General features: G+C 60.4%; 16 protein-coding genes and 1 tRNA gene. 3 read left to right on the forward strand and 14 right to left on the reverse strand.

What is annotated here, in order from left to right:
* Positions 1 to 43: 43 nt before the first annotated feature.
* From VCS63_RS24195 to VCS63_RS24260, 14 genes are all read right to left on the reverse strand, one after another.
* A complete protein-coding gene (locus VCS63_RS24195) occupies positions 44 to 1,726 on the reverse strand; it encodes an AAA family ATPase (RefSeq protein WP_323881194.1) in 1,683 nt (560 codons plus the stop codon).
* The gene (locus tag VCS63_RS24200) at positions 1,723 to 5,598 is read right to left on the reverse strand and encodes an Eco57I restriction-modification methylase domain-containing protein (RefSeq protein WP_323881196.1); all 3,876 of its coding nucleotides are present in this window, start codon (positions 5,596 to 5,598) and stop codon (positions 1,723 to 1,725) included. Before VCS63_RS24200 ends, VCS63_RS24195 begins: the two co-directional genes overlap by 4 nt.
* The gene (locus VCS63_RS24205; protein WP_323881198.1) at positions 5,588 to 8,896 is read right to left on the reverse strand and encodes a helicase-related protein; all 3,309 of its coding nucleotides are present in this window, start codon (positions 8,894 to 8,896) and stop codon (positions 5,588 to 5,590) included. Before VCS63_RS24205 ends, VCS63_RS24200 begins: the two co-directional genes overlap by 11 nt.
* Positions 8,893 to 9,954 (reverse strand): Fic family protein, encoded by a 1,062-nt coding sequence (locus VCS63_RS24210; protein WP_323881204.1) that lies wholly within the window; start codon positions 9,952 to 9,954, stop codon positions 8,893 to 8,895. The genes VCS63_RS24205 and VCS63_RS24210 overlap by 4 nt, the downstream gene beginning before the upstream one ends.
* 337 nt (positions 9,955 to 10,291) lie before the next feature.
* Positions 10,292 to 11,503, reverse strand: coding sequence for a tyrosine-type recombinase/integrase (locus VCS63_RS24215; RefSeq protein ID WP_323881206.1), 1,212 nt, complete (start codon positions 11,501 to 11,503; stop codon positions 10,292 to 10,294).
* A gap of 194 nt (positions 11,504 to 11,697) precedes the next feature.
* Positions 11,698 to 12,789, reverse strand: coding sequence for a redox-regulated ATPase YchF (gene ychF, locus VCS63_RS24220; RefSeq protein WP_042795135.1), 1,092 nt, complete (start codon positions 12,787 to 12,789; stop codon positions 11,698 to 11,700).
* A gap of 94 nt (positions 12,790 to 12,883) precedes the next feature.
* A complete protein-coding gene (locus tag VCS63_RS24225) occupies positions 12,884 to 13,663 on the reverse strand; it encodes a type II CAAX prenyl endopeptidase Rce1 family protein (RefSeq protein ID WP_323881209.1) in 780 nt (259 codons plus the stop codon).
* Positions 13,663 to 14,259: an aminoacyl-tRNA hydrolase gene (gene pth, locus VCS63_RS24230; RefSeq protein WP_042795137.1), complete on the reverse strand. Its 597-nt coding sequence runs from the start codon at positions 14,257 to 14,259 to the stop codon at positions 13,663 to 13,665. Before pth ends, VCS63_RS24225 begins: the two co-directional genes overlap by 1 nt.
* A 97-nt stretch (positions 14,260 to 14,356) precedes the next feature.
* The gene (locus VCS63_RS24235) at positions 14,357 to 14,971 is read right to left on the reverse strand and encodes a 50S ribosomal protein L25/general stress protein Ctc (RefSeq protein ID WP_042797362.1); all 615 of its coding nucleotides are present in this window, start codon (positions 14,969 to 14,971) and stop codon (positions 14,357 to 14,359) included.
* 147 nt (positions 14,972 to 15,118) lie between these two features.
* Complete coding sequence (locus VCS63_RS24240; RefSeq protein ID WP_006227587.1) at positions 15,119 to 16,069, reverse strand: ribose-phosphate pyrophosphokinase; 951 nt, start codon at positions 16,067 to 16,069, stop codon at positions 15,119 to 15,121.
* A gap of 140 nt (positions 16,070 to 16,209) precedes the next feature.
* A tRNA-Gln gene (locus VCS63_RS24245) sits at positions 16,210 to 16,286 on the reverse strand.
* 1 nt (position 16,287) lies between these two features.
* The gene (gene ispE, locus VCS63_RS24250) at positions 16,288 to 17,199 is read right to left on the reverse strand and encodes a 4-(cytidine 5'-diphospho)-2-C-methyl-D-erythritol kinase (RefSeq protein ID WP_042795138.1); all 912 of its coding nucleotides are present in this window, start codon (positions 17,197 to 17,199) and stop codon (positions 16,288 to 16,290) included.
* Positions 17,200 to 17,214: 15 nt separating this feature from the next.
* A complete protein-coding gene (gene lolB, locus VCS63_RS24255; protein WP_323881307.1) occupies positions 17,215 to 17,793 on the reverse strand; it encodes a lipoprotein insertase outer membrane protein LolB in 579 nt (192 codons plus the stop codon).
* A gap of 17 nt (positions 17,794 to 17,810) precedes the next feature.
* Complete coding sequence (locus VCS63_RS24260; RefSeq protein WP_042795140.1) at positions 17,811 to 19,697, reverse strand: tetratricopeptide repeat protein; 1,887 nt, start codon at positions 19,695 to 19,697, stop codon at positions 17,811 to 17,813.
* On the opposite strand from VCS63_RS24260, the gene mutM reads away from it, so the two are divergent.
* From mutM to VCS63_RS24275, 3 genes are all read left to right on the forward strand, one after another.
* Positions 19,696 to 20,523, forward strand: a complete 828-nt coding sequence (mutM, locus tag VCS63_RS24265) for a bifunctional DNA-formamidopyrimidine glycosylase/DNA-(apurinic or apyrimidinic site) lyase (protein ID WP_042795142.1) — start codon at positions 19,696 to 19,698, stop codon at positions 20,521 to 20,523. The two genes, VCS63_RS24260 and mutM, sit on opposite strands and share 2 nt — an antisense overlap.
* Before the next feature lie 139 nt (positions 20,524 to 20,662).
* Positions 20,663 to 21,616, forward strand: coding sequence for an MBL fold metallo-hydrolase (locus VCS63_RS24270; protein ID WP_042795143.1), 954 nt, complete (start codon positions 20,663 to 20,665; stop codon positions 21,614 to 21,616).
* 114 nt (positions 21,617 to 21,730) lie between these two features.
* Entirely contained in the window at positions 21,731 to 23,410 is a 1,680-nt protein-coding gene (locus VCS63_RS24275; protein WP_149063739.1) for an FAD-dependent oxidoreductase, read from the forward strand.
* The last annotated feature ends 11 nt before the right edge of the window (positions 23,411 to 23,421 follow it).

Raw genomic sequence — 23,421 nt, forward strand, 5'->3', positions numbered from 1 at the left:
GTGGCCATCAGGCTGTGCAGCAATTGGGATAGATTTGGTCGCGTCATCGTTGCACCTCCAGCAGCACCTGCTCAAGACGATCTATCAGCTTCTTGGCGCGGCGCACTTCCTCTTCGTAGAGCGGTGTGGCGCTACCGTGGGATGCAGGATTGAGCACACGCTCGGTCATTTCCAGCACGCGGTCAACGGCCTCCACGGCCTCCATCTTGGCCCAGCCATCGTCATTCAGCACCTTGCGAAGTGCGTTGCGCTTCGACTTGAGAATGCCCCTTTCTTGTGGCGACAAGTTGGCGTTGCCATCAAGATCACTGTCATCGGCAGACAGCAATAGAGCGCGATGCTCTTCGGGAATGCCCTTGAGAGCCCGAGCATAAAGGGCAACAGGCACGCTCTCCAGTAGCCTTTTCCGCGCCTTGCGCAAATTCTCAGTCAACGAGACGAACTCTCCTGGCGGAAGAGATTTTCCGTCAGCCCATTCACGAGCGCGCTTGGCAATGTCCTCCGCCGCCTTGCGCAGGAACATCGCTGCCTCTTCAATGTCATGGCCATTGAGGTAGTCCTCGGCCTTTTCAATATCGCGTTTATCGTTTTCAGCTTTGATATTCTGTGCGGCGTTGCCCTGCAAGCACACGAATTGCCACTCGGCATGACCGCTTCCGATGCGGCGGCGAAACTCGCGGAAGAACCCAAGTTCGTGGGTCAGGATGATCTTCTGATAGTTGGCGAAGGTGTCGGATAGCAGGATGTCCACCACCTTCATGCGATTGCTCATGTCCAGGCTGACCAGTAGGTCATCAAGAACCAAGAGCTTGAGGTCGGATTCGTGCAGATTGACGAGTGAGGCGGCAAAACGGACGGACAGCGCCAATTGAGTTAGCTTTGCCTCGTTCAAAAAGCTTTGAGGTCGCTTGATTTCTTCACCATCAATCTGGATGCCGAAGGATATTACTGGCTTCGTAAATATGAACGTGCTTTGGGTTGAGCCAATTGATCGCGGTGTTGTTGTCACTGCGATTTTTAAATTCACTTTTGCAGGGTCATCAGCAGCAAAGTGCTCGTCGTAGAACTGTTGGGCCTTCGTACTGATTGAATCCACTATCCCAGGAAGAACAGCCGCAAAAGCATCCGTTTTTCTCCTGAACTGATTATAAGAATTTGTCCCCGCCACACCACTTAATCCACGAGGATTTGGCATTTCGAATCTTATGGCGTCCCACATCTGCAATGGGCTTCCGCCACTGGTCGAGGCACAGAATGGCAATATTTCCTTTTCAAACAGCGGCCACAAATCGAAGTCTTCCGAATTGCGGAAGTGAGAAAATCCGAAGAAGAAACGATAGGTGATGAAGTCACTGGCAAGATCGCCTTTCAGAATGATGGGTTGATTATAGGTTCCATGATCGGCCTGACTAATGCGATAGATAGTGTCGTTGCGGGTCTCTGTCTCCCGCAACGTCAATGCGATTTCCCCAGGTCTGGGGGCCATTTCTTTCTGCTCATGCAGATTAAGCAAGTGTTGTGGATTCGCAGGATCGAAATACTTGGCGATACTGCCGTTCGGCTTCTTTCCTGCACTCTGGAGAAAGGTGTAGAGCGCCCAATATAGCGAAGACTTGCCTGCCCCATTGGCACCGTACACTAACAGGTGGCGCCCCTCCAGCTTAAGCGAAAACTCACGAAAAGCTTTGAAGTTGGTGATGGCGATGTGGTGCAAGCGCGCCTTCATACCTTGCCTTCCTCCTTGATGACGGCCAGGAGATCGGGGCTGTCGGCGGAAATGCGCAGCAGACGGTTGCGTATTTTCGACGCGGGCTCGTTCAGTGAACGATAAAGTTGTGCAATGAAATCGCGCTGCTTCGAGTCCGAAGCGTTAGGATCGTAGACGGCGAGATGTGGAACGAGAGCATCAATGAACAACAAGTCGCGCTCGGCCATATGAGCGTTGAAGTAGCACTCCATTATGCAGGCATCGATCAGGTCTTCGAGGAAGCTGGCGGCGGCATCTTCGCCGATGCGTTTGGTCAACTGCACCATTGGCACCAACTTCTCGAACAATGCCGCCTGCTGCGCAGTTGGCTTTTTTACTGGAATCTTGTCGAAGAAAATCTTCCGCAGTTCCCGGCGATCTTCGCCTTGCGTAGGAAACTCATCAATGTAGCTGCACCGAAATACCGTAGAGTTGAAGAACGCGACCAGATAACTTAGCGAATCTCCCTTACTGTTGATTATGAATGCCTTGTTATTCGGAAAGTAATTGTCGCTCTGATCAAGATAGAATCCCAGCCACTTAGTAATTTCCGGGTAGATAATTTTTGGCTCTCGAAAGAGGTTTAGGTAGTCGTCAGTGGGATTGTTATCCAATTCCAGCCAGTGATGTTGACCAGGAAATGCGCCTTGGTTCGCAGCCGTCCGCGAACGGGAATACTGGCATTGCCCGCGTGCCTTGAGCTGTTTCTCGAACTGGTGCAGGTGTCGATAGACCGCTGGATAACGGTCTTCCAAGTATTCGTGAGCACCAAACTTGACGATGATCTGATACGTGTCTTCCCAACCTACCTTGTATCGCTCAACTTCGCGCCCGCGAATGAGCTTTACGATCAATTCGTCTGACGCTGAATCTTCTTCAACTAGCTGGTTACGCTGCTCAGCGGTGAGGTAAAATGCTTCGTTGAAACCGGATTTTATGCCGTAGCCAATTTTGATATTCCAGCGGCCAATTGGAACCCCTTGAGACCTGACTTGCTCACGAATTGCTTGTCTGGCTGAGGAAAGCACGGCCCATGATTGCGAGGCATCGAGTGGAAGTTTAAAGGTACTTGAGTTGGATTCGGTGAATTCAGCCAGAGAGCAATCAAAGGCAAAAGCCGATCTCATGTAGCTCGATGGGAACTGCTTTTGCGGCTCATTTTTCGAGAGACGAATCGTGCAAGTGTCCACAGTAGCTGAGTTGAAGACTAAGACGCCACCGAAATCTAGAATCTCGTCGATCCGAACCTTCTTGATGAACAAATCACGGAGGTTCTTTCCGTAGCCCGCACGCATCCACTTGTTAGACGTGATGTAGATCAGCGTGCCGCCCTTTCTCAGCAGGTCTATGCCGCGCTCATAGAAGAAGCAGTAAACATCTCCTCGTGCAGCATAAGTGGCGAACATTTCTTGCCATTTGGCCTGTATAGGTGTTCCCGAGAAACGCTCAACGGAAATATAGGGTGGGTTGCCCACGACGATATCAAACCCATCGACCAAGGATTGATCGAACATCCATAGTGGTTCAAAAAATTCGGCCGACTGCTGTGGATCGTAGGGGTTCCATGCTGCGAGCTTCCGGCTCGAATCGCGGTCACCAAAGGATCCCTGCTGAAGTTCAGTGGCGAGTGCTTCACGAATTTCGTTGTCGCGCTTCTGGAGAGCCAATTTGCGTTGGCGAGTCGTTGCGGCGAAGTGATCGTGGCGGACGCGCTGAAGTTCAGATTCGAGCGCCTTGACCTTTGGGCTGGCGAATAACTCAAACTGATTTTCCATCTCCAGTCCAATGAGCGCATCTGCAGCAACGAACTTCGTTTCCAGGTTCGGCAGCGGACGGATGCCGTGGTTCTCCCGCTTGTTGCGGTTGGTGCGCTGATCGCAGATAAGGGAGATGAAAAAGCGCAGCTTAGAAATCTGGATGGCAATGGGCTGGATGTCCACGCCATAAAGGCAGTTCTCAATCAGGTAAAGCTTGCGCCCGTAATCATCCTCGTTGTCGGCAAAGTCGCGCTCGATGGCGGCGATGGCGGCATCACGCGCGGAAATATCAGGAATCTTCGCGGCGGCATCAATCTGGAGTTGCTTCCAGCGCGCGTTGTCGGGATCGAGCTTGTGGATGATGTAAACCAGCTTGTGCAGCATGCCCATTGGGAACGCGCCTGAGCCGCAAGCAGGGTCAAGAATCTTGCAGATGTGGATGGCATCCAGCAGCGTGGCAGCCTCTTTCTCGTTGAAGGGGTGCGCCCGCTCGGTGTAGGCGAAGAGGATGTCGAGACCGGCTTTCGCGTCCTGCTCGCTCATACCCGCCTTCGCAAGCGCGCCGGTGAGGTGCGCTTTGAGCGATTCGTCCACCATGTATTCAACGATGGGGCGCGGGGTATAGAAGGAGCCTGTCTGCTTGCGGGCTGTGGTCTTGGTTTCCTCGTTGTAACTGGCCAGCAGGTTCTCGAACACCTTGCCCAACAGTTCCGGGTCAAGCGCGATTTCCTGATCGACCGGCGTGTTTTCGACGATGGTGAACTTGTAGGCGTTCAGGATGTGCAGCAGGCCACGCACCTTCTCCCGCTTGCGCTTGGTGTCGCCATATGCCCCGGACAGATCTTCTTCGTGCTCGCTACCGAAGAAAAGATGATTGGGGATGGCGGGGCGCTTTTTCTTGTTGCGTGAGAAACCATCGAGGTAGAGCTTTTTGCCCGTGCCGTCCTCGATGCGATCAAGGCACTCGAACAAGCCGCCGTTCAGAAAAGGCACATCGGCAAAGTGTTCCAGCGCAGTGGCGGGGTCGCGGAAGTGGTCTTCGTAGCGGTAAAGCGTGTCCACGCCGTAGGTGCTGCGGTTCTTCTGCAAGCCCTCGTCAGTGGCAAAGGCGCGGAATGGTTGTCCATTTTTATCCTTGCCCATACGCTGGTTGAGCGTGGCGAAGAACAAGTTTTGCAGGATGGCCTCGTTGTAGGTGGAGGCGTTGGGCGACAGGTCTTTCAGGATTTTCTTCAGGTCGGCCTCGGCAAAGAGCTTGTCGGGAACCAGCCCTTTCTCTTTCAGGAACCAGCAGAAGATGAGGCGCGTAAGCAGGCGGATCAGGCCGGTGGCGCGGCGCTTTTCGTCGTCCTTTTCGATGTCGGCCGGGAAATCGACTTGTGGCAGCGCCCAGAAATACCAGTTGGCGAGTTCGCGGTAGAAACGCTTGTTGAGTAGTTCGACATTGAAGACTTCTTCCCAGGCGGCATGAAGCTGGTCGAAGTTCTGGATGACACGGCGCCCCTCGGTCAGCTCGGCTAGCGAGAACGATGCCAGGATGTCCAGATGGCCGGGGTGCGGTTCGTCGATGGCGATGTTCCGTATCAGCGTGACCTTGCCCAGCACGTCCTTGTTGTCATCGCGCTTGTTTAGACGACGATTGATGACGGCAATGGAGAGCCGTCCGCCGATCTTGAACAGCACCATCACCGGCATGGGGAAGATGCGGTTGATCTGGCGGGCGATACCAGCGAGCTTGCCGCGTGCGTAGTCGCCATCCGCCAGCTCGATGGCGATGAAGACGTAGGACTGAAGCAGGGAGGTCTTGACGGCTTCATCCTTGAACAGCGCGGTGCTGCGGGAAAGCTCTTCGTCTGTAAGCTGGAACAACAGTTCAGCAGACTGCCAGCTTGCGATCAGTGCTGCCGGGTGTTCCAGCTTGGATTCTGAATCGAACTGCGCACGGAAATCGGCAACCGAAGGCGTTTCAACGGTACGGTCGGATGCGTAGCCCAAAGTGGAAAACAGCGACAGCGCAGCTTGACGCAAGGGCTGGCTGGAAAATTTTTGGATGTGCTGGCTGATTGCCTGCTTCATTTGGATGCTATTGCTCATGCTTGATCACCAGCCAGGTAATAAGGTCAAAGTCAGTTGTGGCCTTGATAGCGCTCTGGCTGCTCAGCAGCTTGCCACCACGCCCTGAGAAAAGATTCCCTGCGTTCTTGCGCCCAAACTGTGCGGCAATGGCAGCCACCGCCTTGTCGAGCAGGCCGCTGTAGCGGCTCATGTCCTGCCCGTGGGCAGTCTCTTCGTCGAACAGCTTGCACAGCTTGGAGTGTGGTTCGGTCTGGCCCTGGCAGACCGCGCGGAAGATTTCCAGAATCTGCTTGGGCGCGGTGAAGTTGTAGCGCACCTCACCGTCGTCACGGATATAGACGAGGAAGTACGGTTGCAGCGGGTTGACGGCCTCATTGCCGGCGGCGTCGATGCGCTGCTTCAGGCAATAGATGATGCCGGGCTTGATGGCGCTGTACTCGGCGTGCGGAGGCACTACGGCGTAAAGGCCGAAGGGAGCTTCTTCCAGCTTCTCTCGGTTGGCTTCGATGTAAGTGGCCAGTTCCATGCGGAAGTCATCCAGAGTGAACTCGCCCAAAGCGACGGATTCGTTGAAGTCTTCCAGATCCAGCACTTCGTCCTTGAGCCGCAACAGTTGCTTGTCGCGGTAGCGCATGTCCTGCTTGATGAGGTCTTCCAGGTCTTCGGTTTGCAGGATGTTGTCTTCCGCCGTGGCGGCAATATCGACCAGCGCCATGCGCGCCTCGACACGGTTCTTGAGATTGATGTACTTGTTCAAGTCCGGCGTGGGCCAGAAGTTGACGAGCTGGATGGCGCTGTTGGGGCTGCCGATGCGGTCGATACGACCAAAGCGCTGGATGATGCGCACCGGGTTCCAGTGAATGTCGTAGTTGATGAGGTAGTCGCAGTCTTGCAGGTTCTGGCCTTCAGAGATGCAGTCGGTGGCGATGAGGAGGTCTATTTCGCCATCCTGCGGCATGGACTTCATCTTGCCCCGTTGTTTGGCGCGTGGAGCGAAGTTGGTGAGGATGTGGGTAAAGTCGGCCTGGCCGAAGGTGCTGCGGTTGGGGCGTGCGCCGCCAGACACCAGGGCGATGTGAACACCCAGCGTGTTGCGTGACCAGTCTTCTAATTCTTCGTATAGATACGCAGCGGTATCGGCGAAGGCGCAGAACACGATGACCTTGCGGTTTTCCTCGCCTAGCGTGTTGGTGCTGGGGTGACGAACTTTGTGTTCGATGAGGCGCTTGAGTTCGGCGAGCTTGGCATCGCGCGATGCATCGACGGCTTGGGCAGCGTCGGCCAGCAGCGAAAGCTGTTGTTTGTCGGTGACCAGATCGGCCAACCAAGCGGCTACGTCCATGTGCTCCATGCGGTACTTGAGCTTGGTTCCCGCCTGGAAGGCCTGGGCCAGTTCTTCGTCTTCTTCGGCTGGTTCCACGAAGAAATCAGGCTGGATGTCTTCCGCCGTCTCGGCTTGATGTTGCAGAAACTGCTTGAGCCGTTCTTCCAGGTCTTCGATCTTGCTGACGGTGCGTTCCATGGTGATGGCGAAGGCGCGCACAGAGCTTTCCAGGCGCTTGAGGAAGTTCACCTTCATCATGCCGATGAGGAATTTCTCGCGGTTCTCCTGGCTGAAGTTCTGAACGCGATGGTCTTCGTACTGCCCCTTGAACGCTTCCAGCACGTACTTGGACGGCTTGAAGATGGAAAGCTGATAGTTGTCGATCTCGTCGTTTAACTTGTCGTAAGAGAGGAAGCGGCCCTTGAGGTCGATTTCGGAAAACACAGATTCCGGCTTTTTGCGCTTGGGGAACTGGCCGATCTGCGCCATCGAGGCCTTGTAGTACTTCTGGATGTGCTTGCGCGAACGGGCGATGGTGAGTTCGTCCAGCAGGGTGAAGAACCCGGCGGAGAGCCTTTCCATCAGATCACGGGCATCCCGCTCGCCAGAGCGCCTGGCCCACTCCATGAAGGTCTTTTGGGCGACGGTGAGCGTGTCCTTGATGCTGTTGATGCCGAAGCTCTGCGAAAAGGCGATATCCCGCCCTTCGGTGACGAAGTAGATTTGGTTTCGCAGGTCTTTGAGGTCGTTGTTGACCGGGGTTGCGGACAGCAACAACACCTTGGTCTTGACCCCAATCTTGATGATGTCATCCATCAGCCGCTCATAGCGGCTCTTCTTGATGAGGTTGCCTTCTTCGTCGCGCTTACCCTTGGTGTTGTTGCGGAAGTTGTGCGATTCGTCGATGACGATCAGATCGAAGTTGCCCCAGTTGAGCGTTGCCAGATCGATGCCGTCTACGCGGCCGCTGTCACGGGACAGGTCGGTGTGCGAGAGCACGGTGTAGGCGAATCGATCTTTGAGGAAGGGGTTGAGTTCGCTGTTGTTCTGGGCGAGATAGACGGTCCAGTTGTCGCGCAGCTTCTTGGGGCATAGCACCAGCACGCGGTGATTGCGCAGCTCGTAGTACTTGATGACCGCCAATGCCGAGTAGGTTTTACCCAGGCCCACGCTGTCGGCCAGGATGCAGCCGTTATGCTGGTTGATCTTGTGGATGGCGCCTTTGACACCGTCCTTCTGGAAGTCGAACAATGCCTTCCAGACCTCCGTGTCGATGATGGCGGTTTGGTCGAACAATGCGGCGTCGGCTTCCTGCCCGGACAGGAAGCGCTCGAAGACGTGATAGAGCGTTTTGAAATAGACGAACTCCGGCGCGTGATCGACGTAAAGTTGCTCCAGGTAGCGCAGAACATCAGCCTTGACGTCGGCAACCAGTTTTTCATCGCCCCAGATTTCATCGAACCATTGTTTGAGGTCGGCCCTGTCGCGGTCGCCATCGACAATGAGGTTCAGCTCGATGTTGGGCGTGTCGGACAAGCCGAGGCCGCACCGGGTGAAGTTTGAGCTGCCCAATAGCGCATGTTCACGTCGGCCATCGTCAATGTGATAGAGCTTGCCGTGCAGGAGGTTGGCCTGGCGGACTGAGCGGATATCGACCTTGTCGCGCAACCATGCAGCGCAGCGACGAGCAACTTCCTTCTGTTGCAGGCGGTTGGCCAGCTCCATGCCTTCGTCTTCGATCTTGAAAGCTTTCTTGTCGGTCTTGTCCGGGTCGAGCGAAGCGATGAAGCGGGGTTCGCCGAACAGGAAGTTCAGATGATCGATCTGGTCAAGCTGACTGGACAGCGCATCGTAGGCGTAGATGGTGAAGTAGGCCGATACCACGGAAAGTTGGCTGCCTGCGGCCATTTTCTCGGCCAGGAAGTCGGCGACCTTGCCGCGAGTATGGTTGTCGCGGATGCCATGACTGATGATGTTTCTTTGAGTACTCATTTCTCACCCGATTGATCGGTGCGAAGCCACTTCGCACCTCGCCCCTTACCAGTCGATTCAATCAAGCCTTCTGATTTCATCGCTCGCAGCACTAGTCGAACCATGTCCCGGCTCACGCCCGGGCAGGCTTCTTCAATCTCGGAAATCGAGAACGGCAGGGTGCGTCCCAGGACTTCCGCACGCACCCGGTCTCCTTTACTGCCACGTCCCCGCTCGATAGTGCCGACACGCTCCTCGAACTCGCGGTAAGCCCGCAGCAAGGCACCCCAGAAGTAGTCGAGCCAGGGCTTGACGTCGTGCTGCCCCTGGTGCCAGCCCTGCGAGCTGGCTTCCAGCGTCTCGTAATAGCCTTCCTTGGTTTCCTCGAAGATGCGTTCCAAGCTGATGTAGCGACCCACGGCATAGTCGAAGTGGTAGAGCAGCAGCAGGGTCAGCAAGCGGGACATGCGGCCATTGCCGTCCGGGAAGGGATGGATGCACAGGAAGTCGAGCATCGCCAGCGGCACCAGTACCAGAGGGTCGGCCAGGTGCTGGTCCAGTGCGGTGGCGTAGCGCCCGCTCAGATCAGCCATGGTCATCGGCGTGAGATGCGCAGCCACCGGCTGGAAGCGCAAACGCGAAGTGCCATCTGGGTGACGCTCGACGATGTCGTTATTGGTGGCCTTCCAGCGTCCGCCCGCCTGCGGCATGTAGCGGTACAGCAGGGTATGTAATTGCAGCACAACACCCTCGCTGAAGGGCATGTGCGCGGCGGACTCGTGGATCAGCGCCAGGGCATCACGGTAGCCGGCGATCTCCTGTTCGGAGCGGCTCTTTGGCGTTGCGTTGCGGATGACCAGAGACTTCAGCCGCGAGGGTGCGACGACAACGCCTTCCAGGCGGTTGGATGACTCGGTGGATTCGACTACCGCGATCTGGCGTAGCCCTTTGAGGGCTTCGGGCGACTGCGCGGCGTAGAGTTGCTGCTTACCCTGGTACTCGCCCAGTGTGCGCAACGTGGCGGCCTGAGTACCATCGAAGCGAAGTGCGGCTAGGTACTCGGGTGTGAGCGAGTGCATGGAAATGTAAGCCCAGGCTGTCTAAATGGGGTAATCATAGCCTTTAAATGGGGCATTGTCTCTAAAAATACCTCATTAAAGGTGTTTGATTACCCCATTTCCTGAACGTAGGCCGGTCGCGAGGGGCCGGCATGGCCGACCAGGAAGGAAATGCCTAAAAAGGGCAATAATTTCACAATTACCCTATTTTCTCCATTGTTTACCCTATTCCCAGGCCCAACTCAGGGCAAAGGCAAACGGCAAGGGAACGGCACTCAAGAGACAACGGCCCTATCCTGAAAAGGAAAAGGCCGCCCACCCTTACCCACTCGCTCTGTAACAACCAGCCAAACCGTCCCTACGCTGTGCCGCTGCCCTCCGCAGCACTCAGGTAGTCCGCCCAGTCCTGCAACAGCGTCCTTCTCTGATCCAGCAGCAGCGCCTTGTTGTAGGTCGCCCGCACCTTGTTGCTTTCCACGTGGGCAAGCTGCCGCTCAATCGCATCAGGCCGGTATCCGTTCTCATTGGCCCAGGTCGAAAAGGTCGTCCGCCAGCAATGCGGCGTCGTACCCCAGCCCAGGTTCATATCACGCATCGCGTAGGTCAGTCGGTTGGGCGTAGTAAAGCCCTTTCCGCTCCGGTGCGGAAACAGATAGCGCCCACCGCCCGTGATGCACTGCAAATCCTTCAGCACGGCAATGGCCTGTACAGACAACGGGCTGACATGATCACGCCGCGCTTTCATCTTCGCCGCAGGCCGACGCCACAGTGCATCCTCAAAGTCGAACTCGCCCCACTCGGCATCCGCCGCTTCCCCTGGACGGCAGGCGGTCAGCGCAATCAGCCGCAGACACAACGAGGTTTCCGGATAGCCACGGTAGCCGCGCAACTCCTGATAGAACTTCTGGATTTGCTCTCGCGTCATCGCCGCCTTGCTCTCGCTGAACGGCACGCGTAGCAGCCCGCGCAGGCTGGGAATTGGATTGGCCTCGACCAGCCCCCGCACCACCGCAAACTCGAAGATCGCCGAAAGATCACCTTTGACATGGATGGCCGCCCACGCGCCATGAGCCTTGCATTCCTCCAGTAACGGGCGAATCTGCTTCACGCCGATATCGCACATCGGCATCCCATCAAACTTGGGCGACAGGTACTTCCTGATGCGGGATTCTTTCGTGCGGTAGGAACTGAGCGCAAAGACCGGCTTGATCTCGGCCAGGTACGCCTGTGCCACCTTGGCGAACGAGCTTTCCTTTGCGCGCTTGCGCTCCTCCAGCACTTCGAGGTTGCGCCGCTTGACCTGCTGCCGCTCATGAGCAGGATGGATGCCTTGCTTAACCAAGGCACGCGCTTTCTCTCGGACCGCGCGCGCCTCCGCAAGGCTTACTTGAGGAAAGCTGCCAATGGCAAAGAGGTTCTCCTTGCCTTGCAAGCGGTACTTCCACCGCCAGAGCTTGCCGCCGGTGGGCTTGACCAGCAGGAACAAGCCCCCGCCGTCTGAAAGTTTCCAATCTCGATCTGTCGGTCTGGCCGCCTTGACCTTGGCATCAGCGAGTAGATTCTCGGGCATCGTTGGACTCCACTGCGGGGAAAAGTACCCCCACGGTTGAACACGAGTACCCCCAACGCTACCCCCGAATTTTTCAGATCTCGATGAACAATAGGAACGCTCAGTAGACCGTATTGTTTGGCAAGCCATTGATTTAAAAAGGCCTACTCAATCCACCAAGCGCCACGGAGCGCTCCTGAGTTCCAAAAAAAACGTCAGACGTTGAACAGGAAGTTCATCACGTCGCCGTCCTGCACGATGTATTCCTTGCCTTCGGCGCGCATCTTGCCGGCTTCCTTGGCGCCTTGCTCACCCTTGTAGGTGATGTAATCGTCATAGGAAATGGTCTGCGCGCGGATGAAGCCGCGTTCGAAGTCGGTGTGGATGACGCCGGCGGCCTGGGGCGCTGTGGCGCCGATCGGCACGGTCCAGGCGCGCACTTCCTTCACGCCCGCGGTGAAGTAGGTCTGCAGGCCCAGCAGCTTGAAGGCGGCGCGGATCAGGCGGTTCAGGCCGGGTTCTTCCATGCCCATGTCCGACAGGAAAGCCTGGCGATCGGCGTCGTCTAGGTCGACGATTTCGGATTCGATGGCGGCGCAGATAGCGACCACGGGCGCGTTGCGCGCGGCGGCGAATTCGGTCAGGCGGTCGAGCAGCGGATTATTGGTGAAACCGTCGTCGGCCACGTTGCCCACGTACATCGCGCGCTTGGCGGTGATGAAGCAGAGTTGCGCGATGTCGGCCTTTTCCTCGGGCGAGAGGTCCAGGGCGCGAATGGGCTTGGCTTCGTTCAGCTGGGCCACGCACTTTTCCAGCACGGCCACGATGCGCTGCGATTCCTTGTCGCCCGAGCGGGCCGTCTTCTGGTGGCGCTGCAAGGCCTTTTCGGCGGTCTGCAGGTCGGCCAGGGCCAGTTCCGTTTCGATGACTTCGATGTCGGCGATGGGGTCGACCTTGCCGGCCACGTGGATCACGTTGGGATCTTCGAAGCAGCGCACCACGTTGACGATGGCGTCGGTTTCGCGGATGTGCGAGAGGAACTGGTTGCCCAGTCCTTCGCCCTTGCTCGCACCGGCGACGAGGCCCGCGATGTCGACGAATTCGACGGTGGCGGACAGGATGCGTTCGGGCTTGACGATTTCAGCCAGCTTCTGCAAGCGCGGATCCGGCACTTCGACCACACCGACGTTGGGTTCGATGGTGCAGAACGGATAGTTCTCGGCGGCGATGCCGGCGCGGGTCAGAGCGTTGAAGAGTGTCGATTTGCCAACGTTGGGCAGGCCGACGATGCCGCATTGCAGAGCCATGGGAATCCTGTGTAAGTACGGTATTGATCGTTAACGTTCTAGTTTACCCCGGCCAGGCGACGAGGCTGCGCCCGGCCCGCGGGTTTCGGCCCCGCTAAGCGGCCGCGGCGGGCACCCAGCGCATGATGATCCAGATCATCAAAATGGGGCCGGCATTGAAAACGGAGTGCAGCAGAATGGCGGCGCCGATGCCGCGCCGCACGCGCATCCAGCCCAGCACCAGGCCTGTCAGCCACTGGGGCAGCACCAGCAGGGGCAATAGCCAGAACGGCGTCTTGGCATAGACGAAATTGGTCAGGTGCACGGCGGCGAAGGTCAGCGCGACCAAGTGAAACACCAGGCCGAAATGCTTCAGGTAGTAGCGCCGCCAGGTCGTGTCCCAGCCTTGCAGCGGCTCGGGCCGTTGCCGCGCGCCCCAGCAGGCCAGGATCACGAACGCGGCCAGCAGCAGACCGGTCCAGACTTTGGGGCCCCAGAGCACGACAGGCACCATCGCCGGAATCAGCCATAGCGCCTGCTTCGGACGGCGCAGGCCGTAGCGGAACAGTGTCTCTTCAACCAGCGGCGCCCAGATCACCGCCGTCAGCCAAGGAATATTGGCAGGATCCAGCCGGTGCGTGACGCCACCCAGTCCGGCGGCGGCTACCGCCACCGGCCCCAGCGCAAACAGGTTCACGGCCCACAGCAGCGCGGCCCAGGCCAGCAGACGGCCGGGCCCCAAGCCCGGCCACCAGTCGGCCACCAAGCCGCTGGCGGACGCGCGGCCCGGTAAACGCGATGCCGGATGCGGATGGCGAATGAAACGCCAGAAATCCACGATCTCGCTGCGAAAGCGCAATTTCCCGCGGAGCGCGGCCTGCCGCAAGTCTGTCATCAGGCTTCGTTGCCGCTATGAAGTTGGCGCGTCGCCAAGGGGAAATCGCCGGCCAGCATTGCCGGCACCACGGCGCGGCAACGGTCGATGACCGATTCGATCTGCTTCTGCTCTTCCCGGCGCGGCGGGTGTAGAACGAAGTCCGCCACCTGCTGCGCCAGTCCCAACGTACGCGGATGACCGATGCCGATGCGCAGGCGCCAGAAGTTCGGGCTGCCCAGGGCCGCCTGGATGTCCTTCAAGCCATTGTGGCCTGCGTGGCCGCCACCCTGCTTCAGTTTCACCTGCCCCGGCATCAGGTCCAACTCGTCGTGCAGCACCAGCACCTGCTCCGGCGTCAGTTTGTAGAAGCGCGCCAGCGCGCCCACCGCCTGGCCGGATCGGTTCATGTAGGTGTTGGGCTTTAACAGCAACACGTTGTCCGCGCCCAGGCGGGACTTGGCCACCATCCCGAAAAAGGACTTCTCCAGCGCAAAAGAAGTGCGCAAGTCGTCCGCCAGGTGGTCGGCCAGCCAGAAGCCGGCGTTGTGCCGGGTGGTTTCGTAGTCGGGGCCGGGATTACCCAGTCCCACAATGAGACGTATAGGAGTAGACATGATGGGGGTGTTTAAACCAAAAAACCCTGCGCATGCAAATGCACACGCAGGGTTTCGGGCACCAGCCGTGGAAAGCCCGAAGGCTTTCCGGCAGGACTTAGGCGGCCGGAGCTTCGGCAGCGCCTTCGTCGGCGGCAGCGCCGCCCTTGACCACGGCCGTCGCGGCCAGCAGCGGGTTGGCGTCGCCGCCATGGGGGACGTACGTCACGCCCTTGGGCAGCTTGATGTCGGCCAGGTGCACCGAAGCGCCAGGCAGCAGGTCCTTCAGGTCCACTTCGATGAACTGGGGCAGCGCTGCCGGCAGGCAGGTGATTTCCAGTTCGGTCAGGACGTGGCTGATGATGGCGCCGCCCAGCTTCACGGCCGGCGAGACTTCAGCGTTGATGAAGTGGAACGGGACCTTGGTGTGCAGGGCCTGGTTGGCGTCCACGCGCTGGAAGTCCACGTGCAGGACTTGCGGCTTGTAGGCGTGCCATTGAACCGAACGCAGCAGGACTTGCTCTTCCTTGGCTGCGCCTTCCAGCGCCATTTGCAGGATCGACGCGTGGAATTCTTCCTTGCGCAGGGCGTGGTAGATCTCGTTGTGGTCGAGTTCGATGTTCAGGGGGGCAGCCGTACCACCATAGACAATGGCGGGAACGCGGCCCGCGCGGCGCAGGCGGCGGCTCGCACTCGAACCCTGGACGCTACGCGCAGTGGCATTGAATTTCATGGAAAACTCCAAAAACAATAAATGGCGAAGAGACTCCGCCGGTTGGTGCACGGCACGCAAAATGCGCGCCGTGTTTGTTGCGCCTTGCCGCGACCAGCAAGGCGCAGAACTCAGTATCCGGACTGCTCGTCCGAGGGACGCTGCGTCTTAATCGACGAACAGCGAGCTGACCGATTCCGCGTTCGAGATACGCAGGATGGTCTCGCCCAACAGCGCGGCGCACGACAGCTGGCGAATCTTGCCGCTGGCCTGGCCTTGCTCGGAGAGCGGAATGGTGTCAGTGACGACCAGTTCGTCCAGTTCCGACGCTTCGATGCGGTCGATGGCGCCGCCCGACAGCACGGGGTGCGTGCAATAGGCGTAAACGGCGCCGGCGCCGCGGTCCTTCAGGGCCTGGGCCGCCTTGCACAGCGTGCCGGCGGTGTCGACCATGTCGTCCATGATGATGCAGGTGCGGCCGTCGACTTCACCGATGATGTTCATCACTTCCGACACGTTGGCGCGCGGACGGCGCTTGTCGATGATGGCCAGATCGGCTTCCAGTTGCTTGGCCAGCGCGCGGGCCCGCACCACGCCGCCGATGTCCGGGGACACGACGACCAGGTTCGAGAAATTGCGACGCCAGATGTCGCCCAACAGGATCGGACCCGCGTAGATGTTGTCCACGGGGATATCGAAGAAGCCCTGGATCTGGTCGGCGTGCAGGTCCATCGTCAGGACGCGATCAACACCGGCCACTTGCAGCATGTTGGCCACGACCTTCGCCGAGATGGCCACGCGCGCCGAACGCGGGCGGCGGTCCTGGCGGGCATAGCCGAAGTACGGAATGGCGGCGGTGATGCGGCCAGCGGAAGCGCGGCGCAAGGCATCGACCATCACCATGATTTCCATCAGGTTGTCGTTGGTGGGAGCACAGGTGGGCTGGAGGACGAAGACGTCCTTGCCGCGCACATTCTCGTTGATCTCGACCATCACTTCGCCGTCCGAGAAGCGACCGACGGTCATCTTGCCCAGGGACATATCGAGGTGGTTGACTACGTCCACGGCCAGCCGAGTGTTGGCTGTGCCCGTGAAAATCATGAAGCTATCGTTTGCCATGATGGATGATGCGATGGTCGTTTCAAGACACTAACGAGGTGATGCGAGATGATGCACCAGCGGACCCGGAAAATAAAAAAGCTGCTGAACCCGGGCCAGTGTCTTACAGGCGTGTTCAACAGCTTTTTTATGTATTCGGTTGGCTGGGGAGGAAGGATTCGAACCTTCGCATGCCGGAATCAAAATCCGGTGCCTTAACCAGCTTGGCGACTCCCCAACTATCTTGCAATCCAATTCCGCAACGGATGTTCAGCTAATCCGGCACATGCCTGCACTAACCGAAACCGTGGATGCGTTTGGCTGAATGTTTTATCAGCGCCGCGCATTATAGCGGATATTTCTGCTTCTGCCAAAACGGCTTCGGAAAGTTCGGAAAATTCGGCGAATAAACACGCACCCGATCCCGACATGCGAACTGGGGTTCCACGAAGGATTCCCTGTTCAGCAAGCCACCGCGATGCCCCAAGCACTTCAGGGTAAAGGCGGAAGACCACCGGCTCCAAATCATTTCTGCCGAAGCAGAAAGTAGGCGAAGCAAGAAAGTCCGCTATTGTGATGTAAGAAGAATCCCTTGTCAAATCGGGCGCGGAAAATATTTTTGGCGTGGGCACGCTGGCGTCCGGCTGCGCCACCAGATAAGCGCGTTCCGGCAGCGTCACCGCGCTCAGGTCCTCGCCCACGCCCTGCGCAAACGCCGACTGCCCGAAGACGAACACCGGCACATCGGCGCCCAGCGGCAATGCAAGCGCCATCAGCTCGCGCCGCGACAGTCCCGTCCCCCACAGCTTGTTGAGCGCGATCAGCACCGAGGCTGCGTCGCTGGAGCCGCCTCCCAGGCCGCCCCCCTGAGGAATGCGTTTTTCCAGCCCGATCTGCACGCCTTGCCTCACGCCCGTGGCCCGCTGCAGCGCATGCGCGGCCCGCAAGGTCAGGTCCTGGTCCTCCGGCACGCCCGCCAGCTCCGTCGCACGGCTGATGACGCCGTCCGAGCGCAGGTCGAAATGCAGCGTGTCGCAGAGATCGATGAAGCGGAAGACAGTCTGCAGCAGGTGGTAGCCGTCGGCGCGCCGCCCCACGACATGCAGGAACAGGTTCAGCTTGGCGGGAGCAGGTACGTCGTACAGAGTCACGGCGGGGCCCGTCGTTCAGGGCTGATTGACGACCAGCCGCAGCATGATGCGACGGCCCGGCTCCAGACGCTCGAGCACGAGCAATTGAGGGCCCAACGTGTCATAGCGCGAAAGCCGAGCACGCCAGCCGCCCTGCTCGAATGACGCCGGGCGGCCCAGCTCATCGCGCGACACCTCGGTCGCCTCGGGCGTGGCAGCCAGCTTGCCGCGCAACCAATCGCGCAGGCCGGACACCGGCATGCTGCTGCCCAGCGCTTCCGCGGCCAGGGCGTCGGGATTGTCCGCGACCAGGCGCGTGCCGTCGGCCTTGGTCAGGCTGGCCGCGCCGGGACGCCCTTCAACGCGCGCCTCGGTCGAGCCCAGCGGATTCGTCAGGTCCAGCACATAGTGGCGGCCATCGTCCGACCACGAGAAGCCGCCCTGCACAGCGTTCTGCTTGCCGCTTTCCTCGTTGACGGTGATGGCGAAGCGGCCGATGCGCGAAAACGCGTCCGCGCTGGCGCCTTCAATGGGTTTGGGCGTGGTGCAGGCAGCCAGCGTAGCCGCCAGCGCCGCCATCAGAAACCAGCGCAGCGCAGCTGCGGCGCCCTGCATGCGTCGAACAACTGCCGTCACAGGTTGATCCCCAGGCGCTTGGCCACGTCTTGGACGGTCTTGTTCTTGGGGTCTTTCGTCAGTGCGGCGCGCAACAGCTCGATGGCCTGGTCGCGCTTGCCCTGGGTCCAGAGGACTTCGGCAAGGTGGGCCGCGATATCGGCTTCCGGACGCACGCTGTAGGCACGCCGCAGATAATCGGCGGCCGCAGCGGAATCGCCCATGCGGTATTTGACCCAGCCCATGCTGTCCAGGATGAATGGATCGTTGGGAGCCAGTTCGAGCGCCTGCGTGATCAGGTCCAGGGCCTCGGGCAGGCGCTGGTTATGGTCGGCCAGCGTGTAGCCCAGCGCGTTATAGGCATGCGCATGATCCGGATCCAGCGCGATGACCTGGCGCAGCATGCGCTCCAGGTCCGCCAGGCGGTTCTGGCGTTCATACAGCATGGCCAGCTCGTATTTGATCTCGACCGTATCAGGCAGCGCCTGATCGGCGGCCTCCAGCACGGACACTGCCTGCGCCACGCGATCCGCGTCGCGCAGGATCTGCGCCTTGGTCAAGACGCCCAGCGTGCGTTCTTCTTCGTCCTGGGGACCTGCGGCGTCGATCAAGGCCAGCGCGTCGTCCACGCGGCCGCTCTTGGCGCGCAAGGCGGCCTGGCGCATGCGCACCGAGTAACGCAGCGTCGGATCGTCGATGCGGCCCAATTCGGCGATGGCGTCGTCGTAATGGCCCTGGTCTTCCGCGATGCGGGCCAGCAGCACGTGGGCGTCGGCCGCAGCCGCGCCGGCGTCAGTGGCGCCCGGCACGGTGGCGCGCTGCCGCTGCTGCTGCACGTCCAGGTATTGCTGCAACAACGTCTTGGCCTGCGGCAGCTGCCCGGCCTTATAGGCCAGTTGCGCCTGCATGAACAGCAGGTCGAAATCTTCCGGCGAACGGCGCGACATCGCTTGCAGTTCAGCCAGCGCGCCGTTGTAGTCGCCGCTGTCGGCCAACTGGCCGGCCAGCATCAGGCGCACCTTGCGGGCGTTGGGATTGCGGGCGATGTAGGCGCGCGCCTCGGTCTGCGCGCGCTGCGGATCTACCTTGTAGCCATATTCGAGTACGCGCAGGGCAGCGGCTTCCGACTTGGGCTCCGCCGCCAGGGCAGCGCGCGACTCCTGCGCGGCGCGGGGGTAGTCGCCTGCGGCGGACGCCACGTCCGCCAACGCCAGGTGTGCGGCAGGCAATTTGCGCACGCTGTCGCTGAAGGATTCGTCGAGGATGCGCAGGGCCAGACGCCGGTCATTCAGCCGGCTCAGCACAGCCAAAGCCTGGCCAATGGCCGCCGGCTTGTCGCGCGAGGAATCGATACGGTTGCGCAGGGCCTGGGACAGCCCCTTGGTCTGACCGTTGGCCGCAGCCAGCGCGAGCTCGGTGGAACTGGCCTCGACGTCGTTGGGAGACAGGCGCGCCCAGACCCGCGCGGCGTCCAAGGCGCCGGGGAGATTGCCGCCGGCCAACTGGAACTCCAGGGCGCGACGGGCCAGGCGTGGATCACCGGTATCCCGCGCCAGGCCCAGCATGGTGGTCGCCGCCGAGCCGTACATGCCGCGCTGCGCGGCGATCTCCGACGCAAGCACGCGATAAAAGATATCGGCGGTCAGCGAGACATAGGGCAACTGCCCGGGGCGCAGCCGTATGACTTCGGTTTCAGGTTGGCGGCTCTGGGGCGCCATCCTGGGCCCGGTCGCATCGCGCGTCCGGCTGTCGGCGGCCTGGGCCGGCGGGGTCAGTATTGCTGCCAGCGCAAGCGCTAGCGCGGCGATCCCGATGTTTATAGGTTTGAAAGACGACTTCACGCGGCCCGTCCGGTTGATGGCACAATCTTCGTACACGCAATTAATGATCTTACACTGGCTCATGCCGGAACTGCCTGAAGTCGAAACCACGCGTCGGGGAATCGACGCCGTCATCACCGGCCGGACGCTGACGCGGCTGGTCGTCCATGAATCCCGCATGCGCTGGCCGATCCCGCCGGATCTGCCGGCCACGATCGCCGGCCGCGCCGTGCTGGAGTGCGCCCGCCGGGGCAAGTATCTGCTGCTGCGGTTCGAACACGGCACCCAGATAGTGCATCTGGGCATGTCGGGGTCGCTGCGCAGCGTCGCGCCCGGTGAATTCCTGCGCAAACATGATCACGTCGAATGGATATTCGACGAGGCCGTGCTGCGCCTGCATGACCCGCGGCGTTTCGGGGCAGTGCTTTGGCATCCCGCTGGCGACGGCCCCATAGACGCCCATCCCTTGCTGGCCAAGCTGGGCATCGAGCCCTTCGACCCGCGCTTTGACGGCGCATGGCTGCATCGCCACTTCAAGAATCATGGCGCTGCCGTCAAGCAGGTGCTGCTGGCTGGCATGGCGGTGGTGGGCGTGGGCAATATCTATGCGTCGGAAAGCCTGTTCCGCGCCCGAATCAATCCCAAGACGCCAGCCAACAAGCTATCGCCCGCCCGCTGCGAGCGCCTGGCCGACATGGTGCGCGCCACCCTGGCCGACGCCCTGACCTCGGGCGGCAGCACGCTGCGCGACTATGTTGGCGCCACCGGCGAGCCGGGCGCCTACTTCGAGATCCACGCCGCCGTCTACGAACGCGAAGGCCTGCCGTGCCGGGTCTGCGCCACCCCGATACGCCGCATCGTCCAGGGACAGCGCGCCACCTATTACTGTCCGAAATGCCAAAGAAACTGACCGTAACGCCCCCGAAAATCCGCGGGAAATCCCTGTAAAAACAAGGCCATTTGTTTATAGCAAACGTATTGCACAAACACTAACGTCGGGCTATATTCCTTCCACACACCCTATTCCTATAAAAGTGGAAGGAGCCTCCATGAGCAAGCAATTCGCCTCGCACGCCGATCTGGACGACAAGGTCGTCTCGTTTGAAAAACTGTCCGACAACGCCTATGCCTACACGGCCGAAGGCGACCCCAACACGGGCGTGATCATCGGCGACGAGGCCGTCATGGTGGTCGACACCCAGGCCACCCCGGTCATGGCGCAAGACGTGATCCGCCGCATCCGCGAAGTCACGGACAAGCCCATCAAGTACATCCTGCTGTCGCACTATCACGCCGTGCGCGTGTTCGGCGCGTCCGCCTACAACGCCCAGGAAATCCTGGCCAGCCGCGACACCTATGACCTGATCGCCGAGCGCGGCGAACAGGACAAGGCCAGCGAAATCGGCCGCTTCCCCCGCCTGTTCCGCAACGCCGAATCGATCCCGCCGGGCCTGGTCTGGCCGACGATGACGTTCAAGGGCGAAATGACGGTCAACCTGGGCAACCTGGAAGTCAAGCTGCTGCAAGTCGGCCGCGGCCACACCAAGGGCGACACCATTGCCTGGCTGCCCGAGCAGAAAATCCTGTTCGCCGGCGACCTGGTCGAATACCAGTCCACCCCCTATTGCGGCGACGCCTATTTCCGCGATTGGCCCACCACGCTGGACGCGCTGTCCGGCTTTGAAGCCGAAAAGATGGTCCCGGGTCGTGGCCCGGCGCTGAAAAACGCCACCGAAGTCCGCCAGGGCCTGGCTGGCACGCGCGCCTTCCTGACGGACCTGTACGGCGCAGTGAACCGCGGCGTGGCCGAAGGCAAGGACCTGAAGACCATCTACCGCGAGGTCTACGACTTCATGAAGCCGCGTTACAGCGACTGGGTGATCTTCGATCACTGCATGCCGTTCGACGTGTCGCGCGCCTATGACGAGGCCACCGGCCATACCCACCCGCGCATCTGGACCGATAAGCGCGACCTGGAAATGTGGGCGCAGCTGGAAGGCTGATTCCAAATGGGGCCGCGCCACGCGGCCCTAGCCAGCAGGAACCGGAATCGCGCGCCGCAAGGCAGCGCGCGGTGACGTGACATAAAAACAATATGACCCACACAGGAGACAACCGTGGGAGACATCGACTTTCAGGCGATGGAGTTCGCCTATGAAAAGCACGCGGACCAGGCCGCCAGCGAGCTTGCGCGCCATCAGGTAGTGGTTGTGGGAGCGGGCCCGGTGGGCCTGACCACCGCGCTGGATCTCGCCCGCCAGGGCGTGCGCGTGGTGGTGCTGGACGACGATTTCCGCCTGTCCACGGGCTCCCGCGCCATCTGTTTTTCCAAGCGCACGCTGGAAATCTGGGACCGTCTGGGCGTGGGCCAACGCATGATAGACAAGGGCGTCTCGTGGAACGTGGGCAAGGTTTTCTTCCGCGAACAGGAAGTCTGGCGTTTCGACCTTCTGCCCGAGCCCGGCCATCGCCGCCCCGCCTTCATCAACCTGCAGCAGTATTACGCCGAAGGCTATCTGTACGAGCAGGCGCGCCAGGAACCCAACATCGATCTGCGCTGGAAGAACAAGGTCGTCGGCGTGGAGCAGCGCGATGACGGCGTGGTCTTGAACGTGGAAACGCCCGACGGCGCGTACGCCCTGCATGCCGACTGGCTCGTCGCCTGCGACGGCGCGCGCTCGCCGGTACGCAAGCTGATCGGCCAGGAAAGCCATGGCCGCATTTTCCGCGACCGCTTCCTGATCGCCGACGTCAAGATGCAGGCGGACTTTCCGACCGAACGCTGGTTCTGGTTCGACCCGCCATTCCATCCCAACCAGTCGGTGCTGCTGCACCGCCAGCCGGACAACGTCTGGCGCATTGACTTCCAGCTGGGCTGGAACGCCGACCCCGTCGAAGCCGTCAAGCCCGAAAACGTGCTGCCGCGCATCCGCGCCCTGCTGGGCCCCGACGCGCGCTTCGAGCTGGAATGGGTCAGCGTCTATACCTTTGCGTGCGAACGCATGGACAAGTTCCGCCATGGCCGCGTGGTCTTCGCGGGCGACTCCGCGCATCGCGTGTCGCCGTTCGGCGCCCGCGGCGCCAACAGCGGCGTGCAGGACGCCGAGAATCTGGCGTGGAAATTGAAGCTGGTGCTGGCCGGCCAGGCACCCGAAGCGCTGATCGACAGCTACAGCGCCGAACGCGAATTTGCCGCCGACGAGAACATCCTCAACTCTTCGCGCGCCACCGATTTCATCACGCCCAAGAGCGACATCAGCCGCAGCTTCCGCAATGCGGTGCTGAACCTCGCGAAGACTCATCCCTTCGCGCGCTCGCTGGTCAACAGCGGCCGCCTGTCGCTGCCCGCGACCTACGCAGGTTCCCCGTTGAACACGCCGGACACCGACGCCTTCACTGGCCGCATGGTGCCGGGCGCGGTGGCGCTGGACGCGCCTGTGGATACGCAAGGCGTGCAGGACTGGTGGCTGGCGCAGCTGAATGGCGAATTCGTGCTGGCCCTGTTCTGCGGCGATACCCTGCCCGAGCGCGACACGCTGCTCGCCCTGCAGGCGCTGCGCCTGGCGCCCGTGCCGGTCAAGGCCGTGCTGGTGGCCAGCCCGCTGTGCGACCTGTCGGCGCTGCCGAAGGAGCTGGCTGCGGTCACCGACCGCGAGGGTTGCCTGGGCAAGCGCTACGACGCGCAAGCCGGCACCGCCTACCTGATCCGCCCCGACCAGCACGTCTGCGGCCGCTGGCGCACCTTCGACGCCGCTGCCGTCACTGCCGCCGTCGGCCGCGCCACGGGCCGCGCCTGAACTTCGAGATC

Source organism: Achromobacter sp. D10 (assembly GCF_035282245.1).
GTDB lineage: Bacteria > Pseudomonadota > Gammaproteobacteria > Burkholderiales > Burkholderiaceae_B > Achromobacter > Achromobacter insolitus.

What these genes read in the sequence shown, in the direction of transcription:
- VCS63_RS24195 (WP_323881194.1), bottom strand. Translation starts at nt 1,726, where the DNA reads ATGAAGGCGCGCTTGCACCACATCGCCATCACCAACTTCAAAGCTTTT.
- VCS63_RS24200 (WP_323881196.1), bottom strand. Translation starts at nt 5,598, where the DNA reads ATGAGCAATAGCATCCAAATGAAGCAGGCAATCAGCCAGCACATCCAA.
- VCS63_RS24205 (WP_323881198.1), bottom strand. Translation starts at nt 8,896, where the DNA reads ATGAGTACTCAAAGAAACATCATCAGTCATGGCATCCGCGACAACCAT.
- VCS63_RS24210 (WP_323881204.1), bottom strand. Translation starts at nt 9,954, where the DNA reads ATGCACTCGCTCACACCCGAGTACCTAGCCGCACTTCGCTTCGATGGT.
- VCS63_RS24215 (WP_323881206.1), bottom strand. Translation starts at nt 11,503, where the DNA reads ATGCCCGAGAATCTACTCGCTGATGCCAAGGTCAAGGCGGCCAGACCG.
- ychF (WP_042795135.1), bottom strand. Translation starts at nt 12,789, where the DNA reads ATGGCTCTGCAATGCGGCATCGTCGGCCTGCCCAACGTTGGCAAATCG.
- VCS63_RS24225 (WP_323881209.1), bottom strand. Translation starts at nt 13,663, where the DNA reads ATGACAGACTTGCGGCAGGCCGCGCTCCGCGGGAAATTGCGCTTTCGC.
- pth (WP_042795137.1), bottom strand. Translation starts at nt 14,259, where the DNA reads ATGTCTACTCCTATACGTCTCATTGTGGGACTGGGTAATCCCGGCCCC.
- VCS63_RS24235 (WP_042797362.1), bottom strand. Translation starts at nt 14,971, where the DNA reads ATGAAATTCAATGCCACTGCGCGTAGCGTCCAGGGTTCGAGTGCGAGC.
- VCS63_RS24240 (WP_006227587.1), bottom strand. Translation starts at nt 16,069, where the DNA reads ATGGCAAACGATAGCTTCATGATTTTCACGGGCACAGCCAACACTCGG.
- lolB (WP_323881307.1), bottom strand. Translation starts at nt 17,793, where the DNA reads ATGCAGGGCGCCGCAGCTGCGCTGCGCTGGTTTCTGATGGCGGCGCTG.
- mutM (WP_042795142.1), top strand. Translation starts at nt 19,696, where the DNA reads ATGCCGGAACTGCCTGAAGTCGAAACCACGCGTCGGGGAATCGACGCC.
- VCS63_RS24260 (WP_042795140.1), bottom strand. Translation starts at nt 19,697, where the DNA reads ATGAGCCAGTGTAAGATCATTAATTGCGTGTACGAAGATTGTGCCATC.
- VCS63_RS24270 (WP_042795143.1), top strand. Translation starts at nt 20,663, where the DNA reads ATGAGCAAGCAATTCGCCTCGCACGCCGATCTGGACGACAAGGTCGTC.